The sequence below is a fragment of the Amycolatopsis sp. MJM2582 genome (genome assembly GCF_000754115.1).
GTDB classification, from domain to species: domain Bacteria; phylum Actinomycetota; class Actinomycetes; order Mycobacteriales; family Pseudonocardiaceae; genus Amycolatopsis; species Amycolatopsis japonica.
On sequence record NZ_JPLW01000001.1, the window covers coordinates 1 to 16,357 of the forward strand.

At 68.6% G+C, this 16,357-nt stretch carries 12 protein-coding genes; 4 read left to right on the top strand and 8 right to left on the bottom strand.

Annotated elements, in window-relative coordinates; translation table 11 throughout:
* Positions 1-389: 389 nt before the first annotated feature.
* From ED92_RS00005 to ED92_RS00015, 3 genes are all read right to left on the bottom strand, one after another.
* A complete protein-coding gene (locus ED92_RS00005) occupies positions 390-1,952 on the bottom strand; it encodes an amidase (RefSeq protein WP_037331919.1) in 1,563 nt (520 codons plus the stop codon).
* Between the two features lie 14 nt (positions 1,953-1,966).
* Positions 1,967-3,310, bottom strand: coding sequence for a type I glutamate--ammonia ligase (glnA, locus tag ED92_RS00010; protein WP_016331613.1), 1,344 nt, complete (start codon positions 3,308-3,310; stop codon positions 1,967-1,969).
* 68 nt (positions 3,311-3,378) lie between these two features.
* Positions 3,379-4,644, bottom strand: coding sequence for an MFS transporter (locus ED92_RS00015; protein ID WP_037335694.1), 1,266 nt, complete (start codon positions 4,642-4,644; stop codon positions 3,379-3,381).
* Positions 4,645-4,733: 89 nt separating this feature from the next.
* Between ED92_RS00015 and ED92_RS00020 the strand changes: the two genes are divergently transcribed.
* Positions 4,734-5,402, top strand: coding sequence for an LppX_LprAFG lipoprotein (locus ED92_RS00020; protein ID WP_037331920.1), 669 nt, complete (start codon positions 4,734-4,736; stop codon positions 5,400-5,402).
* 79 nt (positions 5,403-5,481) lie between these two features.
* Here ED92_RS00020 and ED92_RS00025 read toward each other — a convergent pair whose 3' ends face one another.
* Entirely contained in the window at positions 5,482-7,032 is a 1,551-nt protein-coding gene (locus tag ED92_RS00025; protein WP_081975668.1) for an alpha/beta hydrolase, read from the bottom strand.
* A gap of 52 nt (positions 7,033-7,084) precedes the next feature.
* Positions 7,085-8,656 (bottom strand): alpha/beta hydrolase, encoded by a 1,572-nt coding sequence (locus tag ED92_RS00030; RefSeq protein WP_200882682.1) that lies wholly within the window; start codon positions 8,654-8,656, stop codon positions 7,085-7,087.
* A gap of 149 nt (positions 8,657-8,805) precedes the next feature.
* Between ED92_RS00030 and secA2 the strand changes: the two genes are divergently transcribed.
* Positions 8,806-11,133, top strand: coding sequence for an accessory Sec system translocase SecA2 (secA2, locus tag ED92_RS00035; protein WP_037331922.1), 2,328 nt, complete (start codon positions 8,806-8,808; stop codon positions 11,131-11,133).
* A gap of 150 nt (positions 11,134-11,283) precedes the next feature.
* Positions 11,284-13,041, top strand: a complete 1,758-nt coding sequence (locus ED92_RS00040) for an NAD+ synthase (protein WP_037331923.1) — start codon at positions 11,284-11,286, stop codon at positions 13,039-13,041.
* Here the strand turns inward: ED92_RS00040 and ED92_RS00045 are convergent.
* Positions 13,012-13,638, bottom strand: coding sequence for a VOC family protein (locus ED92_RS00045; RefSeq protein WP_037335714.1), 627 nt, complete (start codon positions 13,636-13,638; stop codon positions 13,012-13,014). The genes ED92_RS00040 and ED92_RS00045 overlap by 30 nt on opposite strands.
* Before the next feature lie 90 nt (positions 13,639-13,728).
* Here ED92_RS00045 and ED92_RS00050 point away from each other — a divergent pair, with 90 nt between their 5' ends.
* A complete protein-coding gene (locus ED92_RS00050; RefSeq protein WP_037331925.1) occupies positions 13,729-14,265 on the top strand; it encodes a methylated-DNA--[protein]-cysteine S-methyltransferase in 537 nt (178 codons plus the stop codon).
* Positions 14,266-14,268: 3 nt separating this feature from the next.
* Here ED92_RS00050 and ED92_RS00055 read toward each other — a convergent pair whose 3' ends face one another.
* Together ED92_RS00055 and ED92_RS00060 are read right to left on the bottom strand one after the other, a co-directional pair.
* The gene (locus ED92_RS00055; RefSeq protein ID WP_037331927.1) at positions 14,269-14,856 is read right to left on the bottom strand and encodes a DinB family protein; all 588 of its coding nucleotides are present in this window, start codon (positions 14,854-14,856) and stop codon (positions 14,269-14,271) included.
* 472 nt (positions 14,857-15,328) lie between these two features.
* Positions 15,329-16,330: an aldo/keto reductase gene (locus tag ED92_RS00060; protein ID WP_037331928.1), complete on the bottom strand. Its 1,002-nt coding sequence runs from the start codon at positions 16,328-16,330 to the stop codon at positions 15,329-15,331.
* Positions 16,331-16,357: the final 27 nt, after the last annotated feature.

The window sequence follows — 16,357 nt, forward strand, 5'->3', positions numbered from 1 at the left end:
AAATTTGATCGAGGCAATTTAATGCTCTCAAAGGAACCTCAAACGAGGTTCATATATAAGCTCTACTGGCTTAGTTCACTAGCACACTGTTGAGTTCTCAAGCAACACGCTTTGTTTCAAAGCGATATTCGCAAGCTTTTTGGTCGAGCATGCCGAATCCTACGGTCTTAGTCGTAGGGGGTCGGCGGCCGCTCGTGGGCCGACGCTGAACGTTACCTGGTCCGGTTCGCGGTGTCAACCCGCTCGGCCCTGGTTCCTGACCTCGGGGCTTTCGGCCCCGGCGGCCCGGTGTTCCTGGCGACGAAGAGAAGATTACATGCCCCGGAACCCCCCGAAAACAGGGGGGTCACTTAACGACATCGCCGCAGGTCAGCCGGTACAAACCCCCGTCATCCGACGGTCTTCAGGTAGCGAGGCGGTTTGCGGGCGGGGACGACGCGTTCGAAGTCGGCCGCGTAGGCGAGCACTCGGGCGTCCGACCACTGCCCCGCCATGAACGAAATCCCGACCGGGAGCTCGCCGACGAAACCGGCGGGCACGGTCACCGCGGGATAGCCGGAGACCGCGGCCGGCGTCGACGACGGGATCACGTCGTTGTCGCCGGTCTTGCAGTCGGTCTTCCAAGCGGGCGGGTTCGTGGGCGCGGCGATGGCGTCGAGGCGGTACTTCGCGAGGGTCTCGTCGATCGAGCGTCTCGCCAGATCGGTCAGTTCGCGGCGGTTCGCCTGGTAGGTGGGGTCGGACGGGCCGGGCGCGGCGAGTGCCTGTTCGAAGAGTTCCTGTCCGGCGAAGCAGGTCTGCTCCAGCGGGTCGGACCGGTTGTAGGCGATCAGCGCGGCGAGGTCGCGCGGACCTTCGGGGCGCGTGGCCAGGTAGCGATCGATGTCGCGGTGGAACTCGGTGAGCAGGGCCGGGAACTCCAGTTCGCCGAGCCTGGCCTGGTACGGCGGTGTCACTTCGACGACCTCGGCGCCTGCTTTGACCAGCGAGTTCTTGGTCTTCGTCATCACCGCTTCGACGTCCGGGCCGAGGACCGGCAGGCGCCAGAGCCCGATCCGGGAGCCCTTCAGCACGCCGGGCCGCAGGTGCGCGGCGTAGTCGGTCGGCTGGTTCGGCGGGTACGTGCCGGTGGCGGGGTCGCTCGGGTCGCGGCCTTGGAGCGCGGACAGGGTCAGCGCGACGTCGACGACGTGCCTGGCCATCGGGCCGGCGGTGTCCTGTTCGGCCGAGATCGGCACCACGCCGGTGCGGCTGACCAGGCCGAGGCTCGGTTTGTGGCCCACGGTCGAGGTCATCCCGGCCGGGCAGACGATCGAGCCGTCGGTCTCACTGCCGACCGCCACCTGGGCGAGTGACGCGGCCACACCCGCGGCGGATCCGGCGGACGACCCACACGGGTTGCGGTCGAGCACGTACGGGTTGTTCGTCTGCCCACCGACGCCCGACCACCCGGAAGTGGGTTTGGCGGCGCGGAAGTTCGCCCACTCGGACAGGTTCGCCTTGCCGAGGACGACCGCGCCCGCGTCGCGCAGGCGGCGGATCAGTGTCGCGTCCTTCGCGGGTTTGCTGCGCAGGGCGCGCGACCCCGCCGTCGTCTGCTGGGAGCGGGTGTCGACGTTGTCCTTCACCAGGACCGGGATGCCGTCCAGCGGTCCGCGCGTCTTGCCGGCGCGGCGCCGGACGTCGCTCTCCGCGGCTTGCGCGATCGCGGCCGGATTGACCGCGATGACCGCGTTCACCTTCCGGTCGACCTTGTGGATGCGGTCGAGATAGGCCGAGGTCAGGCCGACCGCGGTCAGCCGACCGGAGGACATCCGGGCCTGGAGCGCGGGGATGTCGGCGGCGTCGAGATCGAGTGCTTTTCCGGCGGCCGATGCCGCTGGTGCGGCACTCGCCGCGATGGTCGCGGCGACCAGCGCCGTCAGAACTCCGAACACCGGCCGCCGCACCATCAGGTCTCCTTCGTCTAGAGAACCGGAAGCAGGGTCCGCAGCTCGTACGGGGTCACCGCGCTGCGGTAGTTATCCCATTCAACACGTTTGTTGCGAAGGAAGAAGTCGTAAACGTGCTCTCCGAGCGCTTCGGGCAGAAGTTCCGATTTTTCCATCTCCGCCAGTGCCTCCCCGAGGTTCTGCGGGAGCTGGGCGTATCCGGCCGCACGGCGCTCGGCGTCCGACAGCTGCCAGATGTTGTCCTCGGCGGGCGGCGGGAGCTCGTAGCCCTTCTCGATGCCCTTGAGACCGGCGGCCAGGATGACCGAGTACGCCAGATAGGGGTTGCACGCGGAGTCGAGCGTGCGGATCTCCACGCGGCGTGACGACGCCTTGCCCGGCGAGTACATCGGCACCCTGACCAGTGCGGAGCGGTTGGCGCGGCCCCACGAAACGGTGGTCGGGGCCTCGCTGCCGCTGATCAGCCGCTTGTAGGAGTTCACCCACTGGTTGGTGACCGCCGAGATCTCCTTCGCGTGGTGCAGCAGCCCCGCCACGAAGGCCTTGCCCGTCGCGGACAACTCGTACGGGTCTTCCGCGTCGTAGAAGGCGTTGCGATCGCCCTCGAACAGGCTCACGTGGGTGTGCATGCCGGAACCCGGCTGGTCGGTGAAGGGTTTCGGCATGAAGGTCGCGCGGACCCCCTGGGTGAGCGCGACCTCCTTGACCACGTAACGGAAGGTCATCACGTTGTCGGCCATGGTCAGCGCGTCGGCGTACCGGAGGTCGATCTCCTGTTGGCCGGGCGCGCCCTCATGGTGGCTGAACTCGACCGAGATCCCCATCGCTTCGAGTGTCTCGATGGCGTGGCGGCGGAAGTGTGTCGCGGTCGCGTGGCTGGCCTGGTCGAAGTAGCCGCCGTTGTCCGCGGGCTCGGGCTCGCTGCCGTCGTCCGGCAGGTTCGAGAGCAGGAAGAACTCGATTTCAGGGTGGACGTAGCAGGTGAAGCCTGCTTCGCCCGCCTTCGAGAGCTGCCTGCGCAGGACGTGCCGGGGATCCGCCCAGGACGGGGAGCCGTCCGGCATCGCGATGTCGCAGAACATGCGCGCCGAGTACGGACCGCCGTCCGGGGTCTCCCAGGGAAGGACCTGGAACGTGGCGGGGTCGGGCTTAGCGACCATGTCCGACTCGTAGACGCGCGCGAATCCTTCGATGGCTGATCCGTCGAAGCCGATGCCTTCGCTGAAGGCGCCTTCGAGCTCGGCCGGCGCCACCGCGACGGACTTGAGAAACCCCAGCACATCCGTGAACCAGAGCCTGACGAAACGGATGTCGCGCTCTTCCAAGGTACGGAGCACGAACTCCTGCTGGCGATCCATGGCCGCACCCTAACGAGAACGTGTTAACGACATGTTTCGCGACGCGCCGATCGACCGGAAGTGGTGGATCACCCCACGAGGACCGGCTCGGGCTTGGCCGCCTTGGTGATCGACAGCGAAGCGACCGAAGCGAGCACGGCGAGACTCGCGGCGATGTACCAAGCGAGCGCGTAGCTGCCCGACGCGTCGCGGATCGCGCCGGCGCCGAAGGCCGCGAGACCGGCTCCCAGCTGGTGGCTGGCGAAGACCCAGCCGAAGACGATCGGCCCGGCGGCGCCGTATTGCCGGACACAGAGCGCGACGGTGGGCGGAACCGTCGCCACCCAGTCGAGGCCGTAGAAGACGATGAACGCCCACATGCTCGGTTCCACCGTTCCGCTCAGCAGTTGCGGGAGCAGAGCGAGCGAAACGCCGCGAAGGGCGTAGTAGACGCCGAGCAGGATCCGGGGATCGACGCGGTCGGTGAGCCAGCCCGAGGCGATCGTGCCGGCGACGTCGAAGATGCCGACGAGGGCGAGCAGACCGGCGGCCGTCGTCTGCGGCATGCCGTGGTCGTGCGCCGCGGGCACGAAGTGCGTGCTGACCAGGCCGTTCGTCGTCGCGCCGCAGATCGCGAAGCCGACGGCGAGCAGCCAGAACGTCCTCGTGCGTGCCGCCGAGCCGAGAACCGACAGCGCGCGGCGGGCGGAACCACCTGTGCGGGCGACGGGAGCGACTTCGCCTGGCTCCGCTCCGTAGGCGGTCGTTCCGACGTCGGACGGGTGATCGCGGACCACCAGGAGAACGACGGGAACGACGGCCAGCGCGGCGATGGCGATGACGAGCGACGCCGTCCGCCAGCCCTCGTCGACGGCGAGGTTCGCCACGATCGGCAGGAAGATCAGCTGGCCGGTGGCGCCCGCCGCGGTGAGAACGCCGGTGACGACGCCGCGGCTGCGGACGAACCAGCGGGCGGCGACCGTGGCGGCGAAACTCATCGCCATCGAGCCGGTGCCGACGCCGACCAGGACGCCCCAGCAGAGGATGAGCTGCCAGCTCGCGTTCATGAACACCGTGCCGCCCGCGCCGATCGCGACGACGAACAACGCCGTCGAGGCGACGCGTCGCATGCCGAAGCGCTCCATGAGAGCCGCGGCGAAGGGCGAGAAGAGTCCGTAAAGGACGAGGTTCACGGAGACGGCTGACGCGATTGTCGCGCGTGACCAGCCGAATTCGTTGTGAAGCGGGTCTATGAGCACGCCGGGGGCCGCGCGGAAGCCGGCGGCGGCGAGCAGGGCGATGAACGCGGCGGCGGCGACGAACCACGCGCGGTGGAGACGGGTCTCGGTTTGCACGGATACAGCGTCATCGGCGGCGACGTTCGGCGAAAGCGGCCGGAAGGACACTGTGCGCAAGATTCGGGCCATGGCCATAGGCTCTGGCCATGCGCTGCCGTCACCTCGTGCCGGCGCTGCTGCTCACGGTCGGGCTCATCGGCGGCTGCGCGGGGTCTCCCCAGCTGCCGCCTGCCCAGGACTACGTGAGCGCGGCGGCCGACTCCCTCGTCTCGTTGCGCAGCGTGCGGTTCACGCTCGGGGTGAACGGTGTCGTCACCGGGTTGCCGGTGCGCGGGCTCAACGGCGAAGTCAGCCTCGAGGGTGGCGCGGTCGGCAAGGCCGATCTGCAGGACGACTTCGAACGGGTGAAGGTCGACTACCGGCTGTCCGGCTCGGAGATCACGCTCAGCGGGCCCGGTGGGGAGCGGGTGATTGCCGCTTCGCCGCCGTACACGCCTGAAGCGATGCTCGGGCCTGAAGGTGGGCTTCGGCGGCTGCTGACCGGGGCGACCGAGTTGCGGGGCGAGCGGTGGGAGCGGGTGCAGGACACCGATTCGTTCCGGATCGCCGCGAAGGTGCCGGCCGCGGTGATCGGCGGGATCGTGCCGGAGATCAAGTCCGACGTGTTCGTGAAGCTGTGGATTTCGCGGGACGAGCCGCGGCGGCTGGTGCGGGTGTGGTTGCAGGTGCCGCCGACGAAGCCGGAGGAGTTCGCGGTGATGCTGGAGCTGGCGTTGACCAGGCATAACGCGGTGGTGGTCGGGGCCGGGCGGTAGCAAAGGTCCCCTGCTCCCTTTTGGGCGGGAAATGCCTGGTCAGCGGCGTCGGTGGTAGCAAAGGTCCCTTGCTCCCCCGCTAGGGGCAGCGGGTGTCGGGGGCGGGCAGTTCGCCATCGATCAGGTAGGCGAGACCGGCGCTGTCGACGCACTCGTTGCCGTCGAGGAACACAGTGTGCTGCGCGCCCTCGAACGTGAGCAAAGCTCCCTTGAGGTCCCTCGCCAGGTTCACACCGGACGCATACGGGGTCGCCGGGTCGTCAGTGGTCGAGATGATCAGCGGCCGCGGCAGGCCGTCGACATCCGGCTTGTGCACCTCCGATGTCGCGGGCACCGGCCACACCGAGCAGATGTCCAGCTCGCTCATGTCCGGGGTGCCGCCGGTCAGGAACGGCGCGCCCTGAAGCATCCGCTGGTGAGCGTCGTCGATGACGCGTCTGTCGGCGATCCGCGCACTGTCGACGCAACGGACGGCGAAGTACACGTCGAGGATGCCGGTGTACCGGCCGTCCGGCTCGCGGCCGTAGTAGTTGTCGGCGAGCGCGACCAGCGTCTTGCCACTTCCCCGCTTGAGCTCGGCGAAACCGTCGTTGAGGAATTTCCACGCGTCCTGCGAGTACAGCGCGGCACTGGTGCCGGTGATGGCGTCCTCGAACGAGAGCTTGCGGTTCCCCGCGGGCACCGGGTCGGCGATCAGCGGCTGGACCAGGTCCTGGAACGCCTTCGTCACCGCGTCCGCGTCACGGCCGAGCGCGCAATCCGGGCGAGCCACGCACCATTTGCCGAATTCGGCGAACGTGTTCTGGAACCCCGCCATTTGCGTGACCAGCGATTCGGCGGTGTCGAGTTCGGGATCCACCGCGCCGTCGAGGAGCAGCGCCCGCACCTTGTCCGGATATGCCTCGGCATAGGCGGTCCCGATCTGCGTTCCGTACGAAAAGCCCAGGTAGGTGAGCTTTTCGTCGCCGAGGGCCGAGCGCAGGACGTCGAGATCGCGGACAACGTCCCTGGTCCCGATGTTGGCGAGAAGCTCTGTGCCGTGCTTCGTGCGCTCGGCGCACTTCGCGGCGTACGCCCTGGCATCGGCGAGCTGCTTCGCGATCCCGGCGGGCGTCGAGTCGCTTTCCGAATCTTCCGCGCGGTCCGCGTCGCGTTCGGCATCGGTGAGGCAGACGAGCTTCGGCTCGCTGGTCCCGACCCCACGCGGATCGAATCCGACGATGTCGAAACGCTCGGCCAGCGCCGCCGCGGGCCGGGACTTCGCGATCCGCGCCGCGGCCGAGACACCCGAGCCGCCGGGGCCACCCGGATTGAGCACGAGGGAGCCGATCCGCCTGCCGGGGCTCTTCGTCTTGTGCCGGAGGACGCCGATCGAGATCGTGTCGCCGTCCGGCTTCAAATAGTCGAGCGGCACGGTGAGCTTCGCGCAGTCGAACGCCTTGTCCTTGAACGACGCGCACGCGCCCCACGCCAGCTTCTGCTTGCTGAACTTCTCGAGTGCCTTCGGGTCCGGAGTCGGCGACGCAGTGGTGGTCGGCGATGCCGACGGCGCGGGCTGTGGCTGCTGCGTCGTGCAGGAGGCGACCAGCACGGCGACGACGAGCACGGCCGGAACGCGGCGAAGGCTCATCTCGCGATCTTCGCAGCGTCCCGGCCGCTCAAGGCCCTTCGCGCCGAACTCGTTACTTGGCGGCGCAGCGCGTGCCCTCGTCCGGCAGGGCGCCGTTCACCAGGTAGTCGATGCCGATCCGGTCGACGCACGACACGCCCTGGAGGAACACCGTGTGCTGGTTCCCCTCGAACGTGAGCAAAGCTCCCTTGATCGCTTTCGCGAGGTTGACGCCCGCCTGATACGGGGTCGCCGGGTCGTTCGTGGTCGAGATGACCAGCGTCTTCGGCAGGCCCTCGACGTTCGGCTGATGCGGTTCCGAGGTGTTCGGCACGGGCCAGAAGGCGCAGGAGTCACGCGCGGCTCCGTCCGGCTTGCCGTCGTCGAGGAACGGCGCCGCCTGCGCGTACCGCTTCTGCGCGTCGAGGATCTTCGCCGGATCGGTGACCCGGGGGTCGTCGACACAGCGGATCGCGACGAAGGCGTCCTGCGTCGTCCCGTAGCGACCGTCGGCGCCGCGCTCGTTGTAGAGGTCGGCCAGTTTTTCGAGGCCGTCGCCGCGCTGGCGTTTCAGGTCGTTGAGCGCGGTGTTCAGCGGTTCCCAGAGATCTTCCTGATAGAGGGCCTGTATCACGCCCGTCGTCGCGTCCTCGTACGACAGTTTCCGGCCGTCGCTGACCGGCACCGGGAAGTCGATCAGGGGGCGCACCAGGTCCTGGAACGCCTTCGTCGCGCCGGCGGCGTCGCGCCCCAGGGCGCAGTCCTCACGCGCGGCGCACCAGTTCGAGAACTCCCCGAACGCCTTGCCGAAACCCTGTCCCTGCGCGACCAGCGACTCCACCGCGTCCTGCTCCGGGTCGACGGCCCCGTCGAGCACCAGCGCGCGGACGTTCGCCGGGAACGCCTCGGCATAGGCGGACCCGATCCGCGTCCCGTAGGAGTAGCCGAGGTAGTTCAGCTTCGGCTCGCCGAGGACCGATCGCAGGATGTCCATGTCCTTGACGACGTCACGCGTGCCGAGATTCGCGAGCATCGCGGGGCCGTGTTCGGTCCGCTCGGCACACTTCGCCGCGAAGTCCTGCGACTCGGCCTCCTGCTTTTTCACCCCCTCGGGTGAGCCGTCGGTCTCGCTGTCGTCCGCGCGGTCCGCGTCGCGTTCGGCGTCGGTCAGGCAGCGGACCTGCGGCTGGCTCGCGCCGATGCCGCGCGGGTCGAAACCGACCATGTCGAAGCGCTTGCCCAGCTCGTTCGTCGCCGTCCGGGAGGCGAGACCGGCCGCGGCCTGCATCCCGGAGGCGCCGGGGCCGCCGGGGTTGACCACGAGCGCCCCAATCCTTTCGTCGGTATCCAGCGCCTTCCGGCGCAGCAGGCCGAGCGTGATCGAGTCGCCTTCGGGCTTCGCGTAGTCGAGCGGGACGGTGAGCCGGGCGCACTGTGCGTCCTTCACTCGAAACGCCGCTTTCGCGTCATCGGATGTCGCGTAGGGTGCACAGTCGGCCCAGGTCAGGCTCTGTCCGTAGAACTTCTCGAGTCCGGCGGGCACCGGTCCGGTCGGAGCGTGCGACTCGGTGGCCGGAGGCGGCGGCTGGGTTCTACCCTCTCCCGACGAGCACGCGGCGACGGTGACCGCGAGCAGGCCGGACAGCGTGATCGCGGCGAATCGGCGGGCACGGGACCTGGCGCTGACATGAGTGGACACGGTTGGATCGTGCCATCGGCCGTGGAACTCGGCCGCACCACCACTGCGTTGGTGATACGGGTGCGGACGGCAGAAGAGCAGACGGGAGCACAGGGGTGGCAGCACTGATCAGCCGGGTGGGCAAGAAGCTGCGCCGGATCATCCAGCGGCCGGGCAGCGTCGAGCTGACCCGCTACGAAGCGCTGCTGCCGGCCATCGAGAAGCTCGAGCCCGAGTTGGAGAAGCTCTCCGACGAGGAGCTGACAGAGCGGGCCGGCAAGCTTCGGGAAGCCGCTTCCTTCGGCAACGAACAGCTGATCGAGGTCTGCGCGCTCGGTCGCGAGGCCGCGCGGCGGGCGCTCGGCGAGCGTGCCTTCGATGTCCAGTTGCTGGGCACGATGGGCCTGCTCAGCGGGCATATCGTGCAGATGGAGACCGGTGAGGGCAAGACGCTGGCGGGTGCGCTGGCCGGCGCCGGATACGCCCTGCGCGGGAAGCACGTCCACGTCGTCACGGTGAACGACTACCTCGCCCGTCGTGACGCGGAGTGGATGGGCCCGATCTACGCCCTGCTCGGCGTCTCCGTCGGCTGGGTCGAGCCCGCGCACTCCCGCGACGAGCGCCGCGAGGCGTACGCGAAGGAGGTCACGTACGGCGCCGTCAGCGAGATCGGCTTCGACGTGCTGCGCGACCGCCTGGTGACGCGCGAAGAAGACCTCGTCCAGCGCGAGCCGGAGGTGGCGATCGTCGACGAGGCGGACTCCGTGCTGGTCGACGAGGCCCGCGTGCCGCTGGTGATGGCCGGATCGATCGACCACACCGACGCCGACGAAGAGGTCGCGAACATCGTCCGGCGGCTGCGGCTCGGGCTCCACTACGAGACCGACGCCGACGGCCGCAACGCCTGGCTGACCAAGGCCGGCGCTTCGGTGGTCGAGAAGGCCCTCGGCGACGACATCAACCTCTACGACGAGACAGGCTCGGACAGGCTGCCCGCGGTGAACGTGGCGCTGCACGCGCACGCGCTGCTCACCCGCGACGTCGACTACCTCGTGCGCGACGGCAAGGTGCAGCTGATCAACGCCGCGCGCGGCCGCGTCGCCGAACTCCAGCGCTGGCCGGACGGCCTCCAGGCCGCCGTCGAAGCGAAGGAGCAGGTCAAGGCGACCGACCGGGGCGAGATCCTCGACTCGATCACCGTGCAGGCGCTGCTGGCGCGCTACCCCGAGGTCGCGGGTATGACCGGTACCGCGGTCGCGGTCGCCGAGCAGCTGCGCGAGTTCTACAAGCTCGAGGTCGCGGTCATCCCGCCGAACACGCCGAACATCCGTGAAGACCAGGAAGACCGGATCTTCGGGTCGCCGTCGCAGAAGCTGCGCGCGATCGAGGAGGAGATCCGGCGGGTGCACGAGACCGGGCGGCCGATCCTCGTCGGCACCCAGGACGTCGCCGAATCCGAAGAGCTGGCCGAGAAGCTGGCGAAGGTCGACCTCGAATGCGTCGTGCTCAACGCGCGCAACGACGCCGAGGAGGCCGCGATCATCGCCGACGCCGGCAAGAAGGGCGCGGTCACCGTCTCGACCCAGATGGCCGGTCGAGGCACCGACATCCGGCTGGGCGGCAAGGACGGCGAAGGGCGCGACGAGGTCGTCGAGCTGGGCGGCCTGCACGTGATCGGCACCGCCCGCTACCCGTCGAGCAGGCTGGACGGCCAGCTGCGCGGCCGGTCCGGGCGGCAGGGTGACCCGGGCAGCGCGGTGTTCTTCGCCAGCCTGAACGACGAGCTCGTGCTGTCGAACGCGCCGGACATCCCCGAGGGCATCAGCTCGGACGTGGGCAGCGGCGAGATCGTCGACCCGGCGGCGTTGCGGCAGATCAACCACGCGCAGCGCGTCGCCGAGGGTGTCGACCTGGAGATCCACCGGAACACCTGGCGCTACACGCGACTGATCGAGCGGCAGCGCGGTGAGCTGCTGGAGCACCGGGACAAGGTGCTGCGGACGGCGCACGCGGCGGAGATCCTGGAGAAGGCGCACCCGGAGAAGTTCAAGGAGCTTTCGGAGAAGGTCGACGACGAGGCCCGCGTCGAGCAGCTGTGCCGTGAGGTGCTGCTGTTCCACATCGACCAGCTGTGGTCGGACCACCTGGCGTTCCTGACCGACGTGCGGGAGAGCATCCACCTGCGGGCGCTGGCGCGGGAGACGCCGATCGACGAGTTCCACCGCGCGGCGATCCCCGAGTTCCACAAGATCATCCCGGAGGCGGCCGAGCGGGCGGCGAAGACGCTCGAAGAGGCCGAGATCACCGACAACGGGATCGACCTCGGCGACGCGGGGGTGCGGCGGGCGAACACGACGTGGACGTACCTGGTGCACGACAACCCGTTCGACTCCGACTTCGAGCAGACCATCAAGAAGGTGCGGAGCATGATCAAGCGCAAGTAGCGCGCGGGGAGCGGGGGACCTTTGCTGTCCACTCTCTTTTGGAGAGCGGTAGCAAAGGTCCCCCGCTCTCTTTTCGCGCCGGCCGCACCCGGGTGGGCGATTCGGCACATCCGGTCGTCCCCGCGGACGCCGGTGGGTGAGAATGTCGGCATGCCGCAACTGCGCATCGCACTGGCCCAGGTCAACACCACCGTCGGCGACCTCGAAGGCAACGCCGAGCTCACCGTCGAGTGGACTCGCAAGGCCGCCGAAGCAGGCGCCCACATCGTCGTCTTCCCGGAGATGTCCCTCACCGGTTACCCCGTCGAGGACCTCTCCCTCCGCCCGACCTTCGCGTCCGCCTCGAAGCAGATGGTCGAGGCGCTCGCCCGGCGGCTCGAAGAAGCCGGCTGTGGCGAGGTGCTCACCTACATCGGGTACCTCGACCTGGACGAGACCGGCCCGCGCGACGCGGCCGCCGCGCTGTACCGCGGCGAAGTGGTCGCACGCCAGTTCAAGCACCACCTGCCCAACTACGGCGTCTTCGACGAGCACCGCTGGTTCAAGCCGGGCCAGGAGCTCGAGATCGTCCGCTTCCACGGCGTCGACGTCGGCATGGTGATCTGCGAGGACGTCTGGCAGGACGGCGGCCCGATCTCCGCGCTGGGCAAGGCCGGGGTGGACCTCGTGGTCGCGCCCAACGCTTCGCCCTACGAGCGCGCGAAGGACGACATCCGGCTGCCGCTCATCGCCCGCCGCGCGGCCGAGGCCGGGGCACCGCTGGTGTACACGAACCAGATCGGCGGTCAGGACGACCTCGTCTTCGACGGCGACTCGATCGTGGTCGGCGCGGACGGCAGGCTGCTGGCGCGCGCGCCGCAGTTCGTCGAGCACCTGCTCGTCGTCGACACGGACCTCGTCGCCGGTGGTCACACCGCCGAAGGCGAGTTCGAGGGCCTGCGGGTCAAGCGCCGCGTGCTCAGCGAAGACCCGGTCCCGGCGTACACCCCGAGCACCGAGTCCGCGATCAGCGAGCCGCTGTCGGACGAAGCCGAGGTGTGGCACGCGCTCGTCGTCGGTCTGCGCGACTACGTGCACAAGAACGGTTTCTCGTCGGTGACGTTCGGGTTCTCGGGCGGTATCGACTCGGCGGTCGTGGCGGCGCTGGCCGCCGACGCGCTGGGCGGCGACAACGTCTACGGCGTTTCGATGCCTTCGGAGTACTCCTCGGAGCACTCGAAGGGTGACGCCGAAGACCTCGCCCGCCGGATCGGCGCGCACTATCGCGTCGAACCGATCGCGGACATGGTCAAGGTCTACGTCGAGCAGCTGCAGCTGACCGGGCTCGCCGAGGAGAACATCCAGGCCCGTGTCCGCGGCATGCTGCTGATGGCGCTGTCCAATCAGGACGGTCACCTGGTGCTCGCCACCGGCAACAAGACCGAACTCGCCGTCGGCTACTCGACGATCTACGGCGACGCCGTCGGGGCCTTCGCGCCGATCAAGGACCTGTTCAAGACGCACGTCTGGCACTTGGCCAAGTGGCGCAACAAGGAAGCCGAGAAGAACGGCGAAACCCCGCCGATCCCGGAGAACTCGATCACCAAACCGCCGTCGGCGGAGCTGCGCCCGGGTCAGCTGGACAGCGACTCGCTGCCCGACTACCTGATGCTCGACGACATCCTCGACGACTACATCGAGGGAGACCGCGGCTACGTCGACCTGGTCGACGCGGGCTTCGAGCCGGAGACCATCGACCGCGTGGTGCGGATGGTCGACAAGGCCGAATACAAGCGCCGCCAGTACCCGCCGGGCACCAAGATCACGTTCAAGGCGTTCGGCCGGGACCGGCGGCTGCCGATGACCAACGGCTGGCGGGAGGGCACCGTCGTGACCCGCTCAGCTCAGCGCGACCTGCTTCCCGGCTGAGTTCGTCAGCACGGCCACCAGGCCGGGCTTCTCGTCGCGCCGGACGAGCATGTCCATCCCGAGCGCGCGGACCGCGGCTTCGACCGCGGCCGGCTCGGGGTGGACGCCGGTGACCATGAGCAGCGGGATCGACGGGAGCCCCCGCGTCGTCGGATGCGGGGTGCTCCCCCAGTCGATGAGGAAGGGTGCGAGCCCGTCGAGGCCGCCCGCACCGGTGAGACGCCAGGTCAGCAGTTCGCCGTCGTCGGTGGTCCGCGACATCTCGGACGCTTCGCCCGGGTCGTAACCGCGTTGCCGTGCCTCCGCGATCGCCTCGTCGATGCCGTCCACCCGCGCCGCCCAGGTGATCAGGGCGGGAGCGGTCAGCTCGTCGATGCCGAACGGACGCGGCCCGATGTGCTCGGGCTGATCCGGATCGGGCCCGACCACCTCGAGGTAGGCACCGGCGCCCAGATCGGCCAGGTAGTTGGCCGTACCGAAACCGACATGCCTTCCGCCGCGTACCGGCGTGACGCCGGTCAGCTCGGCGACGCGCTCGACGGCCTCTTCGAGGTCCGGCCCGGCGTAGACGAGGTGATCAAGCACGAGGTCGCTCATGTCCATACTCCTACCGCAGCGACGGGTCCGGCGGCACCGCGGCCTGGCGATCGATCCGAAACTGTCGGACCGCTCTCGTACCCTGGGCTCATGACGGCACCGGGCTACTTCGTGTTCGGCACCGCGATCGGCGACTGCGGCATCGCGTGGAGCGAACGCGGGGTCATCGCGGTCCAGCTCCCCGAGGGCAGTGAAGAGAAGACGAGGGCGCGACTGACCGCGCGTCTTCCCCAGGCGACCGAATCCACCCCGCCGGACGAGATCCAGCGCGCGATCGACGGGATCGTCTCGTTGATGGACGGCAAGCGCACGGACCTCACCGGTGTCGAACTCGATTACGAAGGAGTACCGGGCTTCCACCACCGCGTGTACGAATTCATCCGCACGATCCCCGCGGGCAAGACGCTGACCTACGGCGACATCGCGAACATCCTCGGCATGCCCGGCGGCGCGCAGGCCGTGGGGCAGGCGATGGGCCGGAACCCGGTCCCGATCATCGTGCCGTGCCATCGCGTCCTCGCCGCCGGCGGCAAGGACGGCGGCTTCTCCGCGCGCGGAGGGGTCGCCACCAAGCGCCGGATGCTGGTCATCGAAGGCGCTTTGGCGGACGAACCGACCTTGTTCTAGGTTCTAGTCGCTCTGACCCGGCGACCAGGGCTTGAGCCAAGGCGTCTCCGGCCAGCCTTCCGCGGCGGCCATCAACGGGATCGCCGTCGCGCCGTCGATGTGCTCGCGGATGATGTCGGCGTGCCCGGCGTGCCGCGCGGTCTCCTCGATGAGGTGGAGCAGCACCCAGCGGACCGACCACGCGTCGACGTCCTTCGGGTACCAGGGCACGCCCTTGGGCACCGGGACCGGCTGGCCGAGGTCGGCGATACCCGCGATGACGTCCGCGGTGCGGCGGGCGACTTCGTCGTAGCGCGCGAAGACGTCTTCGAGTGTCTCGCCGTCAGCCATCACGTAGCCGGCTTCGTACTCCTTCATCGCCTCGTCCATCGGCTTCGAGGGCTTCTGAAGGAGGATGTCGATCCAGCCGTCTTCGGTGAGCGCGGTGTGTTTGATCAGACCGCCGACGCTCAGTGAGCTTCTGGTCGGGACGGCTCTGGCCTGTTCTTCGGTGAGGCCGTGCGCGGCGATGCGCAGGACGTGGCGCTGCTGCTCGAGGTACGCGAGGAGTCCTTCGCGCTCGTCGGCGACCGGGGGAACGTTTCCAGCCATGATGGCTCCTTCCGTTGGAAGGCGATCATGGCACCCGGCAGGCGCTTCCTGGGACGATTCGGCCTGGAAGGGAGCAGGGGACCTTTGCTACCACTTGAGTAGCCCGGGATGTCGCGAAAGCCACTTTCACGACATCTGACGTCCCGAAAGTGGCTTTCGCGACGTCCTCGGCCGAGGCCCCGAAGCCCCGGGCGACAACAAGGGACCTTTGCTACCGCCCAGGCGGGACCGGGCGGACGGCGAGGAGGGTGTGGGGAAATAGAGACGTTGAGTGTCCCTATTTCCACACACCCCTCACTCCGCGTAGCGACACCGGCCCCACCGTGTGGATTTCAGTGCGTTGAATGACCCGAAACCCACACGGTTGTCCCAGGCCGAAGTCCGGAAAGAGAGCAAGGGACCTTTGCTACCACTTCTCTCGACGTTGAGAGAAGTGGTAGCAAAGGTCCCTTGCTCCCTCAGGTGTGGAGGGTCAGGCGGCGGCGTCCAGCTTCGCCCGCTGCTCGGCGGTCAGCGTGATGTCGACGGCTTCGAGGCTCTCGTTCAGCTGGGCGACCGAAGAAGCGCCGACGAGCGGGATCACCGGAACGTCGCCACCGATCAGCCACGCGAGCACGACCTGGTTCAGCGTCGCGTCGATCTCCTTCGCGACCTCGCGCAGCGCGGCGAGCCGGTTCGGGGTGCCGGGGTGGTCGTAGTCGAACTCCAGCGGTTTGTCCTCGCGGACGTACGCGCCGGCCAGCAGCGGCGAGTAGGCGACGAGCCAGAGACCGGGGTTCTCGGTCAGATAGGTGAGCAGTTCGCCGGAGACGAACCCGTTGGCACCTTCCGGCGAACGCCGGGCGGGCCGGTCGGTGCGGGGACGCAGGTAGGTGTGCTGGTACTGCAGCACGTCGTACCCCGGCAGCCCCTTCGCCGCGGCGTGGGCACGGCTGCGCTCGACCTTCCACGCGAAGTGGTTGCACACCCCCAGCAGACCCACCGAACCGTCGGCGACGACCTGCGCGAAACCCTCGACGGTCTCTTCCAGCGGAATCGACCGGTCTTCGACGTGCGCGTACAGCAGGTCGAGCTTGTCGACGCCGAGGTTCTCCCGGCTGCGGTCGACGGCTTCCTTGATCGCCTTCGGGGAAAGGCCTTCGATGTTCTCGAACTTGCCGGTGTCGGCGAAGCTCATGCCCGGCGCTTTCGCCCGCGCGCCCATTTTGGTGGCGATGGTGACCTCACCGCCGATACCGCGGTCGGCGCGCCACCGGCCGAGCAGCGCCTCACTCTCGCCACCCTGCGTTCCGTTGTGCCAGAAGGCGTAGTTGTTCGCGGTGTCGACGAACGAACCGCCCGCCTCGACGAACCGGTCGAGGATCGCGAACGACGTCTCCTCGTCGACGCCGGTGCCGAACGGCATCGCACCCAGTGCCAGCGCGCTCACTTCGCGCCGCGAATCCGGGTTCAGGCCGATCGTGCGAAATTTCATGGGTCCCATCACTTCCTGCGGTCACGG